Source organism: Pseudomonas sp. IT-P294 (genome assembly GCF_949767865.1).
GTDB lineage: Bacteria > Pseudomonadota > Gammaproteobacteria > Pseudomonadales > Pseudomonadaceae > Aquipseudomonas.
In genome coordinates, this window is the sequence record NZ_CATKQW010000055.1 from 159,763 (window position 1) to 172,541 (window position 12,779).

General features: G+C 58.1%; 10 protein-coding genes. All 10 read right to left on the bottom strand.

What is annotated here, in order from left to right; translation table 11 throughout:
• Nucleotides 1–166: 166 nt before the first annotated feature.
• Nucleotides 167–406 (bottom strand): LapA family protein, encoded by a 240-nt coding sequence (locus ACM6I0_RS25155; RefSeq protein ID WP_285430505.1) that lies wholly within the window; start codon nt 404–406, stop codon nt 167–169.
• Nucleotides 407–433: 27 nt separating this feature from the next.
• Nucleotides 434–730, bottom strand: a complete 297-nt coding sequence (ihfB, locus tag ACM6I0_RS25160; RefSeq protein ID WP_003369729.1) for an integration host factor subunit beta — start codon at nt 728–730, stop codon at nt 434–436.
• A 155-nt stretch (nt 731–885) separates the two neighbouring features.
• Nucleotides 886–1,164 carry a hypothetical protein gene (locus ACM6I0_RS25165; RefSeq protein WP_414923565.1) on the bottom strand — a complete coding sequence of 93 codons (279 nt, stop codon included), beginning with the start codon at nt 1,162–1,164 and terminating at the stop codon, nt 886–888.
• A gap of 220 nt (nt 1,165–1,384) precedes the next feature.
• Nucleotides 1,385–3,073 carry a 30S ribosomal protein S1 gene (gene rpsA, locus ACM6I0_RS25170; RefSeq protein ID WP_208669354.1) on the bottom strand — a complete coding sequence of 563 codons (1,689 nt, stop codon included), beginning with the start codon at nt 3,071–3,073 and terminating at the stop codon, nt 1,385–1,387.
• Nucleotides 3,074–3,193: 120 nt separating this feature from the next.
• The gene (gene cmk, locus ACM6I0_RS25175) at nt 3,194–3,883 is read right to left on the bottom strand and encodes a (d)CMP kinase (protein ID WP_090186583.1); all 690 of its coding nucleotides are present in this window, start codon (nt 3,881–3,883) and stop codon (nt 3,194–3,196) included.
• Complete coding sequence (locus tag ACM6I0_RS25180; protein WP_285430503.1) at nt 3,880–6,087, bottom strand: bifunctional prephenate dehydrogenase/3-phosphoshikimate 1-carboxyvinyltransferase; 2,208 nt, start codon at nt 6,085–6,087, stop codon at nt 3,880–3,882. Before ACM6I0_RS25180 ends, cmk begins: the two co-directional genes overlap by 4 nt.
• 28 nt (nt 6,088–6,115) lie before the next feature.
• Entirely contained in the window at nt 6,116–7,228 is a 1,113-nt protein-coding gene (gene hisC, locus ACM6I0_RS25185) for a histidinol-phosphate transaminase (RefSeq protein ID WP_285430502.1), read from the bottom strand.
• A gap of 10 nt (nt 7,229–7,238) precedes the next feature.
• The gene (pheA, locus tag ACM6I0_RS25190) at nt 7,239–8,333 is read right to left on the bottom strand and encodes a prephenate dehydratase (RefSeq protein WP_007899727.1); all 1,095 of its coding nucleotides are present in this window, start codon (nt 8,331–8,333) and stop codon (nt 7,239–7,241) included.
• Nucleotides 8,333–9,418 (bottom strand): 3-phosphoserine/phosphohydroxythreonine transaminase, encoded by a 1,086-nt coding sequence (serC, locus tag ACM6I0_RS25195; RefSeq protein WP_414923566.1) that lies wholly within the window; start codon nt 9,416–9,418, stop codon nt 8,333–8,335. The genes pheA and serC overlap by 1 nt, the downstream gene beginning before the upstream one ends.
• A gap of 265 nt (nt 9,419–9,683) precedes the next feature.
• On the bottom strand, nt 9,684–12,347 hold the full coding sequence (gene gyrA, locus ACM6I0_RS25200) for a DNA gyrase subunit A (protein WP_414923567.1): 2,664 nt from the start codon (nt 12,345–12,347) through the stop codon (nt 9,684–9,686).
• Nucleotides 12,348–12,779: the final 432 nt, after the last annotated feature.

Below are 12,779 nucleotides of genomic sequence, written 5' to 3' on the forward strand. Positions count from 1 at the left end.
CAAAAGCCATCAAATTCGCTGAGGCTTCTGACAGAGTCAGTCTGAACCGACGTGGGAATATGCCACCATCGGACAACCGCAGCATTTTACAGCTAAATGAAGGTTTTACTAATGGATATAGACAAGCTGTGACGCAAATTCGACGTGCGTCATGCGATTGTCGCATTCAGACCAAACGCTTGCGCGACGCCTTGGACGTACGTCCCAGGAACCAACCAAGAATCGGTCCGATCACCATGCCGATCAGCAGCGAAAGAACCATGATCAGCGATACCGGCAACCGCGGCCCTTCCCATCCTAGAAACAACAAGGATACCGATTGCTGATTTTCGAGAACAAAAGCAAGTGTCGCTAAAACCAGCAACAAAACCAATATGGCGAGCAATACGCGCTTGAGATTACGCATGAGCGGCTCCTTGAATTACGACAGCCGTCAAAGCCCCTCCTCCTCATCTTCGTTCACACGATCACGCAGCTCTTTACCTGGCTTGAAATGCGGAACGAATTTGCCATCCAGACTAACCGATTGACCGGTTTTCGGATTGCGGCCTACGCGCGGTGCGCGGTAGTGCAGGGAGAAGCTGCCAAACCCACGGATCTCGATACGATCACCCGTGGCCAGACATTGGGACATTTGCTCAAGCATGGTCTTGATGGCCAGCTCCACATCTTTTGATGAGAGCAGCCCTTGATGGGTGACAATTCGTTCGATCAACTCCGACTTCGTCATATTTTTCCCTTCTTTTTCAAGCAGCTAGATCAGCGCTTCAAAGGTTTTAGCACGCCCGGATGAATTTGAACAGCCCGGGTTTTCACATATATTTGCTAGCACTGGAGCACCCGACACCAAGGCTTCAAAACACCGACCGCACCGCTCATCATCGCTTATCTACAAATAACCAGCATGGTGCGCGTCAGATAGCCAGCAGGATTGAAGCCAAACGGAAACTCATCTTCCTCCTTGGCATCATCAGACCTCGCCACGACCTTGTAACCCGACGCCTTACACTCCTTGTTCGCACGTTTGATACATTTCTCCCACCCGGATCCCAACCCCGAACAATCAATCTCGATACCACTGACTCCGCGTACAACGTGAGTCTTGGCATTTGTAGTACAGCCCGCCAATGCCAGTACTGCTATTGCGACAATGAGCTTGTTCATTCACTTCCTTACGCAGGACGGCCCGCCCGACTGTCGTTCGCTACAGACTAAAAGGTTAGCTGCTAATAAACGATTGATCCGATTAAAGAATCGGACAACTTGTCGACGTTATTGGTTTCACGCCGCCCCCACATGGGTTAACCATGTCAGGCAAATCCGTCAAATCCCGGGCACAAAAAAGGGCGACCGAAGTCGCCCTTTTTCTATGGTCCTACAGAACTTAGTTCTGTTTGGCCATTGCCTGGCGCAGCAGTGCCGCCATGGTGGTGTCAGCTGCAGCTTCACCTTCCGGAGCAGTTTTCAGGCTCTGGATGGCTTCTTTCTCTTCAGCATCGTCTTTCGATTTGATCGACAGCTGAATTACGCGGCTCTTACGATCAACGCTGATGATCTTGGCTTCTACTTCCTGCCCTTCTTTCAGAACGTTGCGCGCGTCTTCAACGCGGTCACGGCTGATTTCGGAGGCTTTCAGAGTCGCTTCGATATCGTCGGCCAGAGTGATGATGGCGCCTTTAGCGTCAACTTCTTTCACGATGCCTTTAACGATGGCGCCTTTATCGTTCTCTTGAACGTATTCGGAGAACGGATCGCTTTCCAGTTGCTTGATACCCAGGGAGATGCGCTCGCGCTCTGGGTCAACCGACAGGATAACGGTGTCCAGCTCGTCGCCCTTCTTGAAGCGGCGAACGGCTTCTTCGCCCACTTCGTTCCAGGAGATGTCGGACAGGTGAACCAGACCGTCGATGCCGCCGTCCAGACCAATGAAGATACCGAAATCGGTGATCGACTTGATGGTGCCGGAGATTTTATCGCCCTTGTTGAACTGGCCAGAGAAATCTTCCCATGGGTTAGATTTGCACTGCTTGATGCCCAGGGAGATACGACGACGCTCTTCGTCGATGTCCAGAACCATAACTTCCACTTCGTCGCCGACTTGTACGACTTTCGAAGGGTGGATGTTCTTGTTGGTCCAGTCCATTTCGGAAACGTGTACCAGGCCTTCAACGCCTTCTTCCAGCTCAGCGAAGCAGCCGTAGTCGGTCAGGTTGGTGACGCGAGCGGTAACACGAGTGCCTTCTGGGTAACGGGCTTTGATAGCAACCCATGGATCTTCGCCCAGTTGCTTGAGGCCCAGGGAAACACGATTGCGTTCGCGATCGTACTTCAGAACCTTGACATCGATCTCGTCGCCAACGTTGACGATTTCGGAAGGATGCTTGATACGCTTCCAAGCCATGTCGGTAATGTGCAGCAGGCCATCGACGCCACCCAGATCGACGAATGCGCCGTAATCGGTGAGGTTCTTGACGATACCTTTGACTTGTTGGCCTTCCTGCAGGGATTCCAGCAGAGCTTCACGCTCAGCGGAGTTCTCGGCTTCGAGGACGCTACGACGGGAAACGACAACGTTGTTGCGTTTCTGGTCGAGTTTGATGACCTTGAATTCCAGCTCTTTGCCTTCCAGGTGCGTGGTGTCGCGCACAGGACGGACGTCAACCAGAGAACCTGGCAGGAACGCACGGATGCCGTTAACGTCGACAGTGAAGCCGCCTTTAACCTTACCGTTGATAACGCCCTTGACCACTTCTTCGGCTGCGAAGGCTGCTTCCAGAACAATCCAGCATTCAGCGCGCTTGGCTTTTTCACGGGACAGCTTGGTTTCACCAAAGCCGTCTTCAACCGAGTCCAGAGCAACGTGAACTTCGTCACCGACGTTGATAGTCAGTTCGCCAGCATCGTTGTAGAACTGCTCAAGCGGGATGAGTGCTTCAGACTTCAGGCCAGCGTGAACGGTTACCCAGCGAGCTTGGTAATCGATATCAACGATAACACCGGTGATGATGGAGCCTGCCTGAAGGTTCAGGGTTTTTAGGCTTTCTTCAAAGAGTTCCGCAAAGCTTTCGCTCATTTTAATTCCTGTTGAATAAGGGCGAAGGATACGCCCATCTCCACATCCCAGACGACGTGGGTTATGTTCATTTAAAGAAGCCTTGCAAGACTATGACTGGTCCCCTGCAAAGCTTCTTGGTCACCCGGCGATATCGCGAATGGCGATCTCGCTCATGATGCGTTCCAGCACCTGCTCGATGGATAATTCCGTGGAATCCAGCTGTATGGCGTCAGCCGCCGGCTTGAGCGGGGCTACCGCTCGCTGGGTGTCACGCTCATCGCGAACACGTATCTCATCTAGCAGACTCGACAGACTAACACCATCGACTTTGCCCTTCAACTGCAAGTATCGACGGCGCGCACGTTCCTCGGCACTGGCAGTGAGGAATATCTTCAGCGGCGCATCCGGGAAAACCACCGTGCCCATATCGCGGCCATCGGCGACCAAGCCCGGAGGTTCCTGAAACGCCCGCTGACGCTGAAGCAGAGCGTCGCGAACGGCTGGCAACGCGGCGACCTGGGAAGCCCAGGCGCCCACCTGCTCGTTGCGCAAATCATCAGTGACATCGTCACCTTCAAGAATGATCCGCTGCGGATGCCCTTCTGTCGCTCCGACGAACTGCACATCCAGATGAGCGGCCAGCAGTTTCAGCGACTCTTCATTGGTCAGATCAACACCGTGATTGCGTGCCGCGAATGCCAGCAAACGGTACAACGCACCGGAATCCAGCAGGCACCAGCCCAGACGCTTTGCCAGAATCCCGGCAATCGTGCCCTTGCCCGAACCGCTGGGCCCGTCGATGGTGATGACCGGTGGCTTGATAATCACGACTGTGCCTCTTGCGCTACACGGATACCGACTTGCGCGCACAACGCGAGGAAGTTCGGGAACGACGTCGCGACGTTGGCACAATCATGAATACGGATCGGGGCAGTGGCACGCAGTGAAGCCACACTGAAAGCCATGGCAATCCGATGATCGCCGTGACCATGCACTTCGCCGCCGCCAATCTGGCCGCCGTCGATGATGATGCCGTCCGGAGTCGGTTCGCATTTCACGCCCAAGGCCAGCAAGCCATCGGCCATGACCTGAATACGGTCCGATTCCTTGACGCGCAATTCTTCGGCACCACGCAGAACGGTGCGCCCTTCAGCGCAGGCCGCCGCCACGAACAGCACCGGGAATTCGTCAATGGCCAGTGGCACCAGCGCTTCCGGAATCTCTATACCTTTGAGTTTAGCTGCCCGCACGCGCAAATCTGCTACGGGTTCACCGCCCACTTCACGCTGGTTTTCCAGGGTGATGTCAGCGCCCATCAGACGCAGTATGTCGATCACGCCGGTACGGGTCGGGTTGATGCCGACGTGCTCAAGCACCAACTCCGAACCTTCAGCGATCGACGCTGCCACCAGGAAGAACGCCGACGACGAGATATCACCCGGCACTTCGATATGGGTCGCGGTCAGCTTGTGGCCGGACTCGACCGACGCAGTCGCACCGTTGACGCTTACCGGATAGCCGAAACCACGCAGCATGCGCTCGGTGTGGTCGCGCGTCGGCGCCGGCTCAGTGACAGTGGTCTTGCCTTCGGCGTACAGACCCGCCAACAGCAGGCAGGATTTAACCTGGGCGCTGGCCATCGGCATGGTGTAAGTCAAGCCTTTGAGCTTATTGCCGCCACGAATGGTCATCGGTGGACGACCCTCAGCAGCGGTCTCGATCACAGCGCCCATTTCACGCAGCGGGTTGGCCACGCGATTCATCGGACGCTTGGACAGCGAGGCATCACCAGTCAGGGTGCTGTCGAAGCTCTGCGCAGCCAGCAGGCCCGACAGCAGACGCATCGAAGTGCCGGAGTTGCCCAGATAGATCGGGCCCGGCGCAGGCTTCAAGCCGTGCAGGCCGACGCCGTGAATGGTCACGCGACCGTGGTGCGGACCTTCGATCACGACGCCCATGTCACGGAAAGCTTGCAGGGTCGCCAGGGCGTCTTCGCCCTCGAGGAAGCCTTCGACTTCGGTGACGCCTTCAGCCAGGGAGCCCAGCATGATCGAACGGTGGGAAATCGATTTATCGCCCGGTACACGAATCCGCCCAGTCAGGCGGCCACCAGGTTGTGCCAGGAAAATCAGGTCGTTGGAATTCATAGCGTCCACATAAGCCCGGCGGGCCAGGATTTTACTGAAATGTTCGCGGGCAACCCGGGCGCGAGTGAATACGCCCAACAATTGGTGCCCATCCCCTGCATCGACCGCGTCGCGCAAGGCGTCGAGGTCGCTGCGAAATGTATCGAGTGTGCGCAGGACAGCTTCGCGGTTGGCGAGGAAGATGTCGTGCCACATGACCGGGTCGCTCCCCGCGATTCTTGTGAAATCGCGGAAACCGCCGGCAGCGTAACGGAAGATCTCAAGATTTTCATTGCGCTTGGCCAGTGAATCGACCAAACCGAACGCCAGCAAGTGCGGCAAATGGCTGGTTGCCGCCAACACTTCGTCATGACGCTCAACCTGCATGTGCTCGACGTCGGCGCCCAATTCACGCCACAAACGGTCGACCACCGCCAGCGCGGCCGGATCGGTTTGATCCAGCGGCGTAAGAATCACTTTATGGCGACGGAACAGGTCCGAGTTGGAAGCTTCCACCCCGCTCTGCTCGGATCCGGCAATCGGGTGCCCAGGCACGAAACGCGCAGGCATACCGCCAAACGCCTCGGTGGCCGCCCGAACGACATTGCCTTTGGCGCTGCCGACGTCAGTCAGAATCGCTTGCCCAAGGTCCATGCCAGCCAATCGCCCGAGCATTTTCTCCATCGCCAGGATCGGCACGGCCAGCTGAATCACGTCTGCGCCCTGGCAGGCAACAGCCAGGTCGTCTTCGCAGCGATCCACCACGCCCAACTCAACCGCCAGCTTGCGTGACTGCGGGTCGAGATCGACCCCGACCACTTCGCGACACAGGCCACTTTCACGCAGCCCCTTGGCAAACGAACCGCCAATCAACCCCAAACCGACTACCACAAGGCGACCGATCATAGGTTCAGCAGATTGCAGAGCAGTGACATCACCCACGAGCCAGAACCTTGGTCAGCGCCTCAAGGAAGCGACTGTTTTCAGCCGGCAAACCGATGGTGATACGCAGGTGGTTCGGCATGCCGTAATTGGCCACCGGACGCACGATCACGCCTTCGCGCAACAGTCCCTGGAACACCGGCGCCGCAACACGACCTACATCGACGCAAATGAAATTTCCCTTGGACGGAATCCAGCTCAGCCCCAACAGACGAAAACCCGCCTCCAGTTGCTGCATGCCGGATTCGTTCAAACGACGGCTTTCGGCCAGGTAATCGTTGTCTTGCAAGGCCGCGCACGCAGCGGCCAAGGCCAGGCTGTTGACGTTGAACGGCTGACGCACACGGTTCAGCACGTCCGCGACCACAGCGGTGGACAGACCATAACCCACCCGCAGCGCCGCCAGGCCATAAGCCTTGGAGAACGTGCGCGAAACCAGCAGGTTCGGGTAAGCCGCCAGATAATCCAGGCCGTCCGGCAAATCGCTGCCTTCGGCGTATTCGATGTAGGCCTCGTCCAACACCACCAGCACGTGTGCCGGTACGTCCTGGAGGAATTCGTCCAGCGCCTCGGCATCGAACCAGGTCCCGGTCGGGTTGTTCGGGTTGGCGATAAAGACCACGCGGGTATTGGCATCGATCGCCGCCAGCATGGCCGACAGATCATGACCCCAGTCTTTGGCCGGGATCACTTTTGCCTCGGCACCCACGGCCTGGGTCACGATCGGATAGACCGCGAACGCGTGCTCACTGAACACGGCGTTCAGGCCCGGCGCCAGATAGGCGCGAGCCACCAGCTCGAGAATGTCGTTGGAGCCATTGCCCAGCGTCACTTGATTGAGCTCGACACGGCACTGTTGCGCCAGCAGGGTCTTGAGTGCAAAACCGTTGCCGTCCGGATAACGGGTCAGCTCGGCCAGCGCGTCGCGAATGGCCGCCAAAGCCTTTGGACTGGCACCCAGCGGATTTTCGTTGCTGGCCAATTTGACGATGCTGGCAGGATCGAGGTCCAGTTCACGCGCCAGTTCGTCCACGGGTTTGCCCGGGACGTACGGCGAAAGTTGTTGCACGCCCGGCTGTGCCAGAGCGAGGAAGTCACCACTCATTTGCTACCCCTTAGAGAACTGCTTTCGGGTAGGAACCCAGCACTTTGAGTGCCACTGCTTCCTGACTGATCTTTTCCAGCACACCTTTGACCAGCGGGTCGCGATGGTGGCCGACGAAATCGATGAAGAACACGTAGGTCCATTTGCCGCTGCGCGAAGGACGGGTTTCGATCCGCGTCAGGTCGATGCCATTGTCGTGGAACGGCACCAGCAACTCGTGAAGCGCGCCGGGTTTGTTGCTCATGGAGACGATGATCGAAGTCTTGTCGTCGCCGGTCGGCGGCACTTCCTGACTGCCGATCATCAGGAATCGCGTGGAGTTGTCCGGACGATCCTCGATTTTCTCGGCCAGACGGGTCAGCCCGTACAAGCCTGCGGCCATGTCGCCGGCAATCGCCGCCGAGTTCCACTCTCCCTTGACCCGCTTGGCCGCCTCGGCGTTGCTCGACACCGCCACGCGCTCGACATTCGGGTAATGGGCATCCAGCCACTTGCGGCACTGGGCCAGGGACTGGGCGTGGGAATAGATGCGGCTGATGCTGTCGGTCTTGGTGTTTTCACCCACCAGCAAGTGATGGTGAATCCGCAGCTCAACTTCGCCACAGATGACCATGTCGTGCTCGAGGAAGCTGTCGAGGGTGTGGTTGACCGCGCCTTCGGTGGAGTTTTCCACCGGGACCACGCCAAAGTTCACCGCACCGGCCGCCACTTCACGGAACACTTCGTCGATCGCCGCCATCGGCTTGCTGATCACGGCGTGGCCGAAATGCTTCATGGCCGCCGCCTGGGTGAAGGTGCCTTCAGGGCCGAGGTAAGCCACTTTCAGCGGCTGCTCGAGCGCCAGGCACGAGGACATGATTTCGCGAAACAACCGCGCCATCTCTTCGTTGCCCAACGGACCCTGATTGCGCTCCATCACGCGCTTGAGCACCTGGGCTTCACGCTCAGGACGATAGAACACCGGCACTTCGCCTTCGGCCAGCGAGGCCATCTTTACTCGCGCAACTTCCTGGGCGCAGCGTGCGCGCTCACTGATCAGCTCCAGGACCTTCTCGTCCAGGGCATCAATGCGCAGGCGCAGTGCCTTGAGTTCTTGCTCAGACATTAGCCGTGTTCCTTCTCGAACTCTGCCATGTACGAAACCAGTGCGTTAACCGCAACGATGTCGACGGCGTTATAGATGGAGGCGCGCATGCCGCCCACCGAGCGATGCCCCTTGAGGTTCAACAGGCCACGCTCGTCGGCACCGACCAGGAATGGCTTGTCCAGACGGTCATCAGCCAGACGGAACGGCACGTTCATCCACGAGCGATCCGACTTGTTGATCGGGTTGCTGTACAAGCCACTGGCGTCGATGAAGTCGTACAGCGTGCGCTGCTTCACTTCATTGAGCTTGCCGATGGCTTCAACACCGCCCTGCTCTTTCAGCCACTCGAATACCAGGCCGGACAAGTACCACGCCAGGGTCGGCGGAGTGTTGTACATCGAGCCGTTGTCGGCCGCGACCTTGTAGTTGAGCATGGTCGGGCAAATGGAACGGGCGTGACCCAGCAGGTCTTCGCGAACGATGTTGACGACGATGCCGCTCGGGCCGATGTTTTTCTGGGCACCGGCGTAGATCATGCCGAAGCGCGAAACATCGACTGGACGCGACAGGATGTCCGAGGACATGTCAGCCACCAGCGGTACGTCACCGGTTTCGGGAATCCACTGGAATTCCAGGCCGCCGATGGTTTCGTTCGGCGCGTAGTGAACGTAGGCCGCATCCTTGGACAGGCTCCATTCATTCTGGCCCGGGATAGCAAAATAGTCGTAAGGCTTGGCGGTAGCGGCAACGTTGACGCGGCCGTAGCGCGAGGCTTCCTCGATGGCTTTCTGCGACCAGATACCGGTGTCGATATAGTCGGCAGTGCCGTTTTCCGGCAACAGGTTCAGCGGAATCTGGGCAAATTGCTGGCTTGCGCCACCTTGCAGAAACAGCACTTTATAGTTCGAGGGGATATTCAGCAGATCACGCAGATCCTGCTCGGCCTTGGTGGCGATGGACACGAACTCATCACTGCGATGGCTCATTTCCATGACCGAGAGGCCCTTGCCGTGCCAATCAAGGAGTTCACCCTGGGCGCGCTGCAGGACAGCTTCGGGAAGTGCCGCAGGACCGGCACAGAAGTTATAGGCTCTCTTGCTCACATCCAATCTCGCTCTGATTTGGTGGTATCACGCAATAAAAATCACGATATCAGTCAATACAGACCCTGCTGGAGCAAGCTTTTGTGGGAGCTGGCTTGCCTGCGATTGCATCACCGCAGTACGCAAGACACACCGCGGTGCCTGCATCGCGGGCAAGCCCGGCTCCCACAAAAGCCCTTCCACACAGGATCTTCGTGGGTGTCGATATTTTCAACTGGGACAAACAACAAGGGGGCGAATTTTCATCCGCCCCCTGTTTGCCCGCTTATTCCTGCGGTTCTTCGTCGGCTGCGGCGTCGAGCTGCTGATCTTCGACGACGTCGTCAATCACGACCTCACCGTCGAATACTGCGCCCTCTTCGCCCTCTTCGCCTTCCAGCTCTTCGCCTTCGACTTCCGACGGCTCCTGAACCCGCTCCAGACCTACCAGCGTTTCATCGCTGGCCAGTTTGATCAGGGTCACGCCCTGGGTGTTTCGACCCAGGCTGGACACTTCGTCGACACGAGTACGAACCAGGGTGCCCTGGTCGGAAATCAGCATGATCTCCTCGCCGTCGAGCACCTGGACCGCGCCGACCAGACGGCCGTTACGGTCGTTGCTGACCATGGCGATAACGCCCTGACCGCCACGCTTGTACTCAGGGAACTCGGTGATCGCCGTGCGCTTGCCGAAACCACGGGCCGAAGCGGTGAGGATCTGGCTGCCTTCTTCCGGGATCAGCATGGAAATCAGCTTCTGGCCTTCCGGCAGACGCATGCCGCGAACACCACGAGCGGTACGGCCCATGGCGCGAACGTCGGTTTCCTTGAAGCGAGTGACCTTGCCGCCGTCGGAGAACAGCATGACTTCACGCTCGCCATCGGTAATGGCGGCGGAAATCAGTACGTCACCTTCGTCCAGCTCCAGCGCGATCAGGCCGACGCTGCGTTGACGGCTGAAGGATTCCAGCGGGGTCTTCTTCACGGTGCCTTTGGCAGTGGCCATGAAGATGAAGTGACCTTCGGTGTATTCGTCGACCGGCAGCATGGTGGTGATGTATTCATCACTGTCCAGCGGCAGCAGGTTGACCAATGGACGACCACGGGCCGCACGGGACGCTTCCGGGATTTCATAGGTTTTCAGCCAGTACACTTTGCCCTTGCTGGAGAACAGCAGCAGCGTGGTGTGACTGTTGGCGACCAGCAGGTGAGCGATGTAGTCCTCATCCTTGACGCCTGTCGCCGATTTGCCTTTACCGCCACGACGCTGAGCCTGGTACGCAGCCAATGGCTGGGTCTTGGCGTAGCCACCGTGGGAGATGGTCACGACGCGCTCTTCTTCCGGGATCATGTCACCCAGGGTCAGGTCGAGACGGGCATCGAGAATTTCGGTGCGACGCACATCGCCGTATTCGGCGCGGATCACTTCCAGCTCTTCGCGGATCACTTCCATCAGGCGCGTGGCGCTGCTGAGGATGCGGATCAGTTCGCCGATCTGGTTGAGGATCTCTTGATACTCGGCCAGCAGCTTTTCGTGCTCCAGACCGGTCAGACGGTGCAGACGCAGTTCCAGAATGGCTTGCGCCTGTTCCGGCGACAGGAAGTACTTGCCGTCGCGCAGACCGTATTGTGGGTCCAGGGTCTCCGGACGGCACGAGTCGGCACCGGCACGTTCAACCATTGCAACGACCGCAGAGGATTCCCAGGCCGTGCTGATCAGCGCTTCCTTGGCTTCCGACGGGGTTGGCGAGGCTTTGATCAGGGCGATGACCGGGTCGATGTTCGACAGGGCAACCGCTTGACCTTCCAGAATGTGGCCACGTTCGCGGGCTTTACGCAGCTCGAACACGGTACGGCGGGTCACGACTTCGCGACGGTGACGCACGAAGGCTTCCAGCAGGTCCTTGAGGTTAAGGATCCTTGGACGGCCGTCGATCAGCGCAACGATGTTGATACCAAATACAGCTTGCAGCTGGGTCTGGGCGTAGAGGTTGTTGAGGATCACCTCAGGCACTTCGCCACGACGCAGTTCGATCACGACGCGCATACCGTCCTTGTCGGACTCGTCACGCAGTTCGGTGATGCCTTCCAGCTTCTTCTCTTTTACCAGCTCGGCGATCTTCTCGATCAGACGGGCCTTGTTCAGCTGGTAAGGGAGTTCGGTGATGACGATCTGTTGACGGCCACCGACCTTGTCGATGTCTTCGATCATCGAGCGGGCGCGCATGTAAATGCGACCGCGACCGGTGCGGTAGGCTTCGATGATGCCGGCACGACCGTTGATGATCGCGGCGGTAGGGAAGTCCGGACCGGGGATGTATTGCATCAGCTCATCGATGGTCAACTCGGGGTTGTCGATGAGGGCCAGGCAACCGTCGATGACTTCACCGAGGTTGTGCGGCGGGATGTTGGTCGCCATGCCCACGGCGATACCGCTGGAGCCGTTGACCAGCAGGTTGGGAATACGGGTCGGCATGACCGCCGGGATCATTTCGGTGCCGTCGTAGTTCGGCACCCAGTCCACGGTTTCTTTATGCAGGTCAGCCAGCAGCTCGTGCGCCAGCTTGGTCATGCGCACTTCGGTGTATCGCATGGCGGCAGCGTTATCGCCGTCCACGGAACCGAAGTTACCCTGACCGTCTACCAGCAGGTAGCGCAGGGAGAATGGCTGCGCCATGCGGACGATGGTGTCGTACACCGCGGTATCACCGTGCGGGTGGTACTTACCGATTACGTCACCGACAACACGGGCAGATTTCTTGTACGGCTTGTTGAAGTCGTTGCCCAGCTCGCTCATCGCGAACAGCACGCGCCGGTGCACGGGCTTCAAGCCATCGCGCGCATCCGGCAGGGCTCGCCCGACAATTACGCTCATCGCGTAGTCGAGGTAGGACTGCTTCAGCTCGTCTTCGATATTGACCGGGAGGATTTCTTTGGCCAGTTCGCCCATGAGAAGCTCGATTCCTTTTTCTGGTGAAACTTCGTCACATCCATATGGGACGAACGAAGCTCGCCGCTGCAGGCTGAGTGCCATGCACCGACTTACGACAAATCAACAAGTTGAACCATGGATTTGCGCAGTAAAGACAACCCCGTGGGACTGCCTCGGAAAACGCCGGATGTTATCACAAGAGCCGCCACGCACCTATCCCCCAGACGCGCATGGAGCATAGTTAGTTGACCGGTGACAGGCTGAAAGGGGACGAGAGAGGCTTAGAGGTGAATTTCAGGGGAAATCGACGCTTATTTGTTGACTAGCAGGCCCCCATCGCGAGCAGGCTCGCTCCCACAGTGATTGATGCGAGACCACAATAGCGGGCACAACAAGGATCCAGTGTGGGAGCGAGCCTGCTCGCGATTACGGTTTATTAGGCACAGGAGG

Excerpts from the sequence above, each read along its gene's own strand:
- rpsA (WP_208669354.1), bottom strand. The coding sequence starts at position 3,073 with ATGAGCGAAAGCTTTGCGGAACTCTTTGAAGAAAGCCTAAAAACCCTG.
- gyrA (WP_414923567.1), bottom strand. The coding sequence starts at position 12,347 with ATGGGCGAACTGGCCAAAGAAATCCTCCCGGTCAATATCGAAGACGAG.
- hisC (WP_285430502.1), bottom strand. The coding sequence starts at position 7,228 with ATGAGTGGTGACTTCCTCGCTCTGGCACAGCCGGGCGTGCAACAACTT.
- ACM6I0_RS25180 (WP_285430503.1), bottom strand. The coding sequence starts at position 6,087 with ATGATCGGTCGCCTTGTGGTAGTCGGTTTGGGGTTGATTGGCGGTTCG.
- ACM6I0_RS25155 (WP_285430505.1), bottom strand. The coding sequence starts at position 406 with ATGCGTAATCTCAAGCGCGTATTGCTCGCCATATTGGTTTTGTTGCTG.
- ihfB (WP_003369729.1), bottom strand. The coding sequence starts at position 730 with ATGACGAAGTCGGAGTTGATCGAACGAATTGTCACCCATCAAGGGCTG.
- ACM6I0_RS25165 (WP_414923565.1), bottom strand. The coding sequence starts at position 1,164 with ATGAACAAGCTCATTGTCGCAATAGCAGTACTGGCATTGGCGGGCTGT.
- pheA (WP_007899727.1), bottom strand. The coding sequence starts at position 8,333 with ATGTCTGAGCAAGAACTCAAGGCACTGCGCCTGCGCATTGATGCCCTG.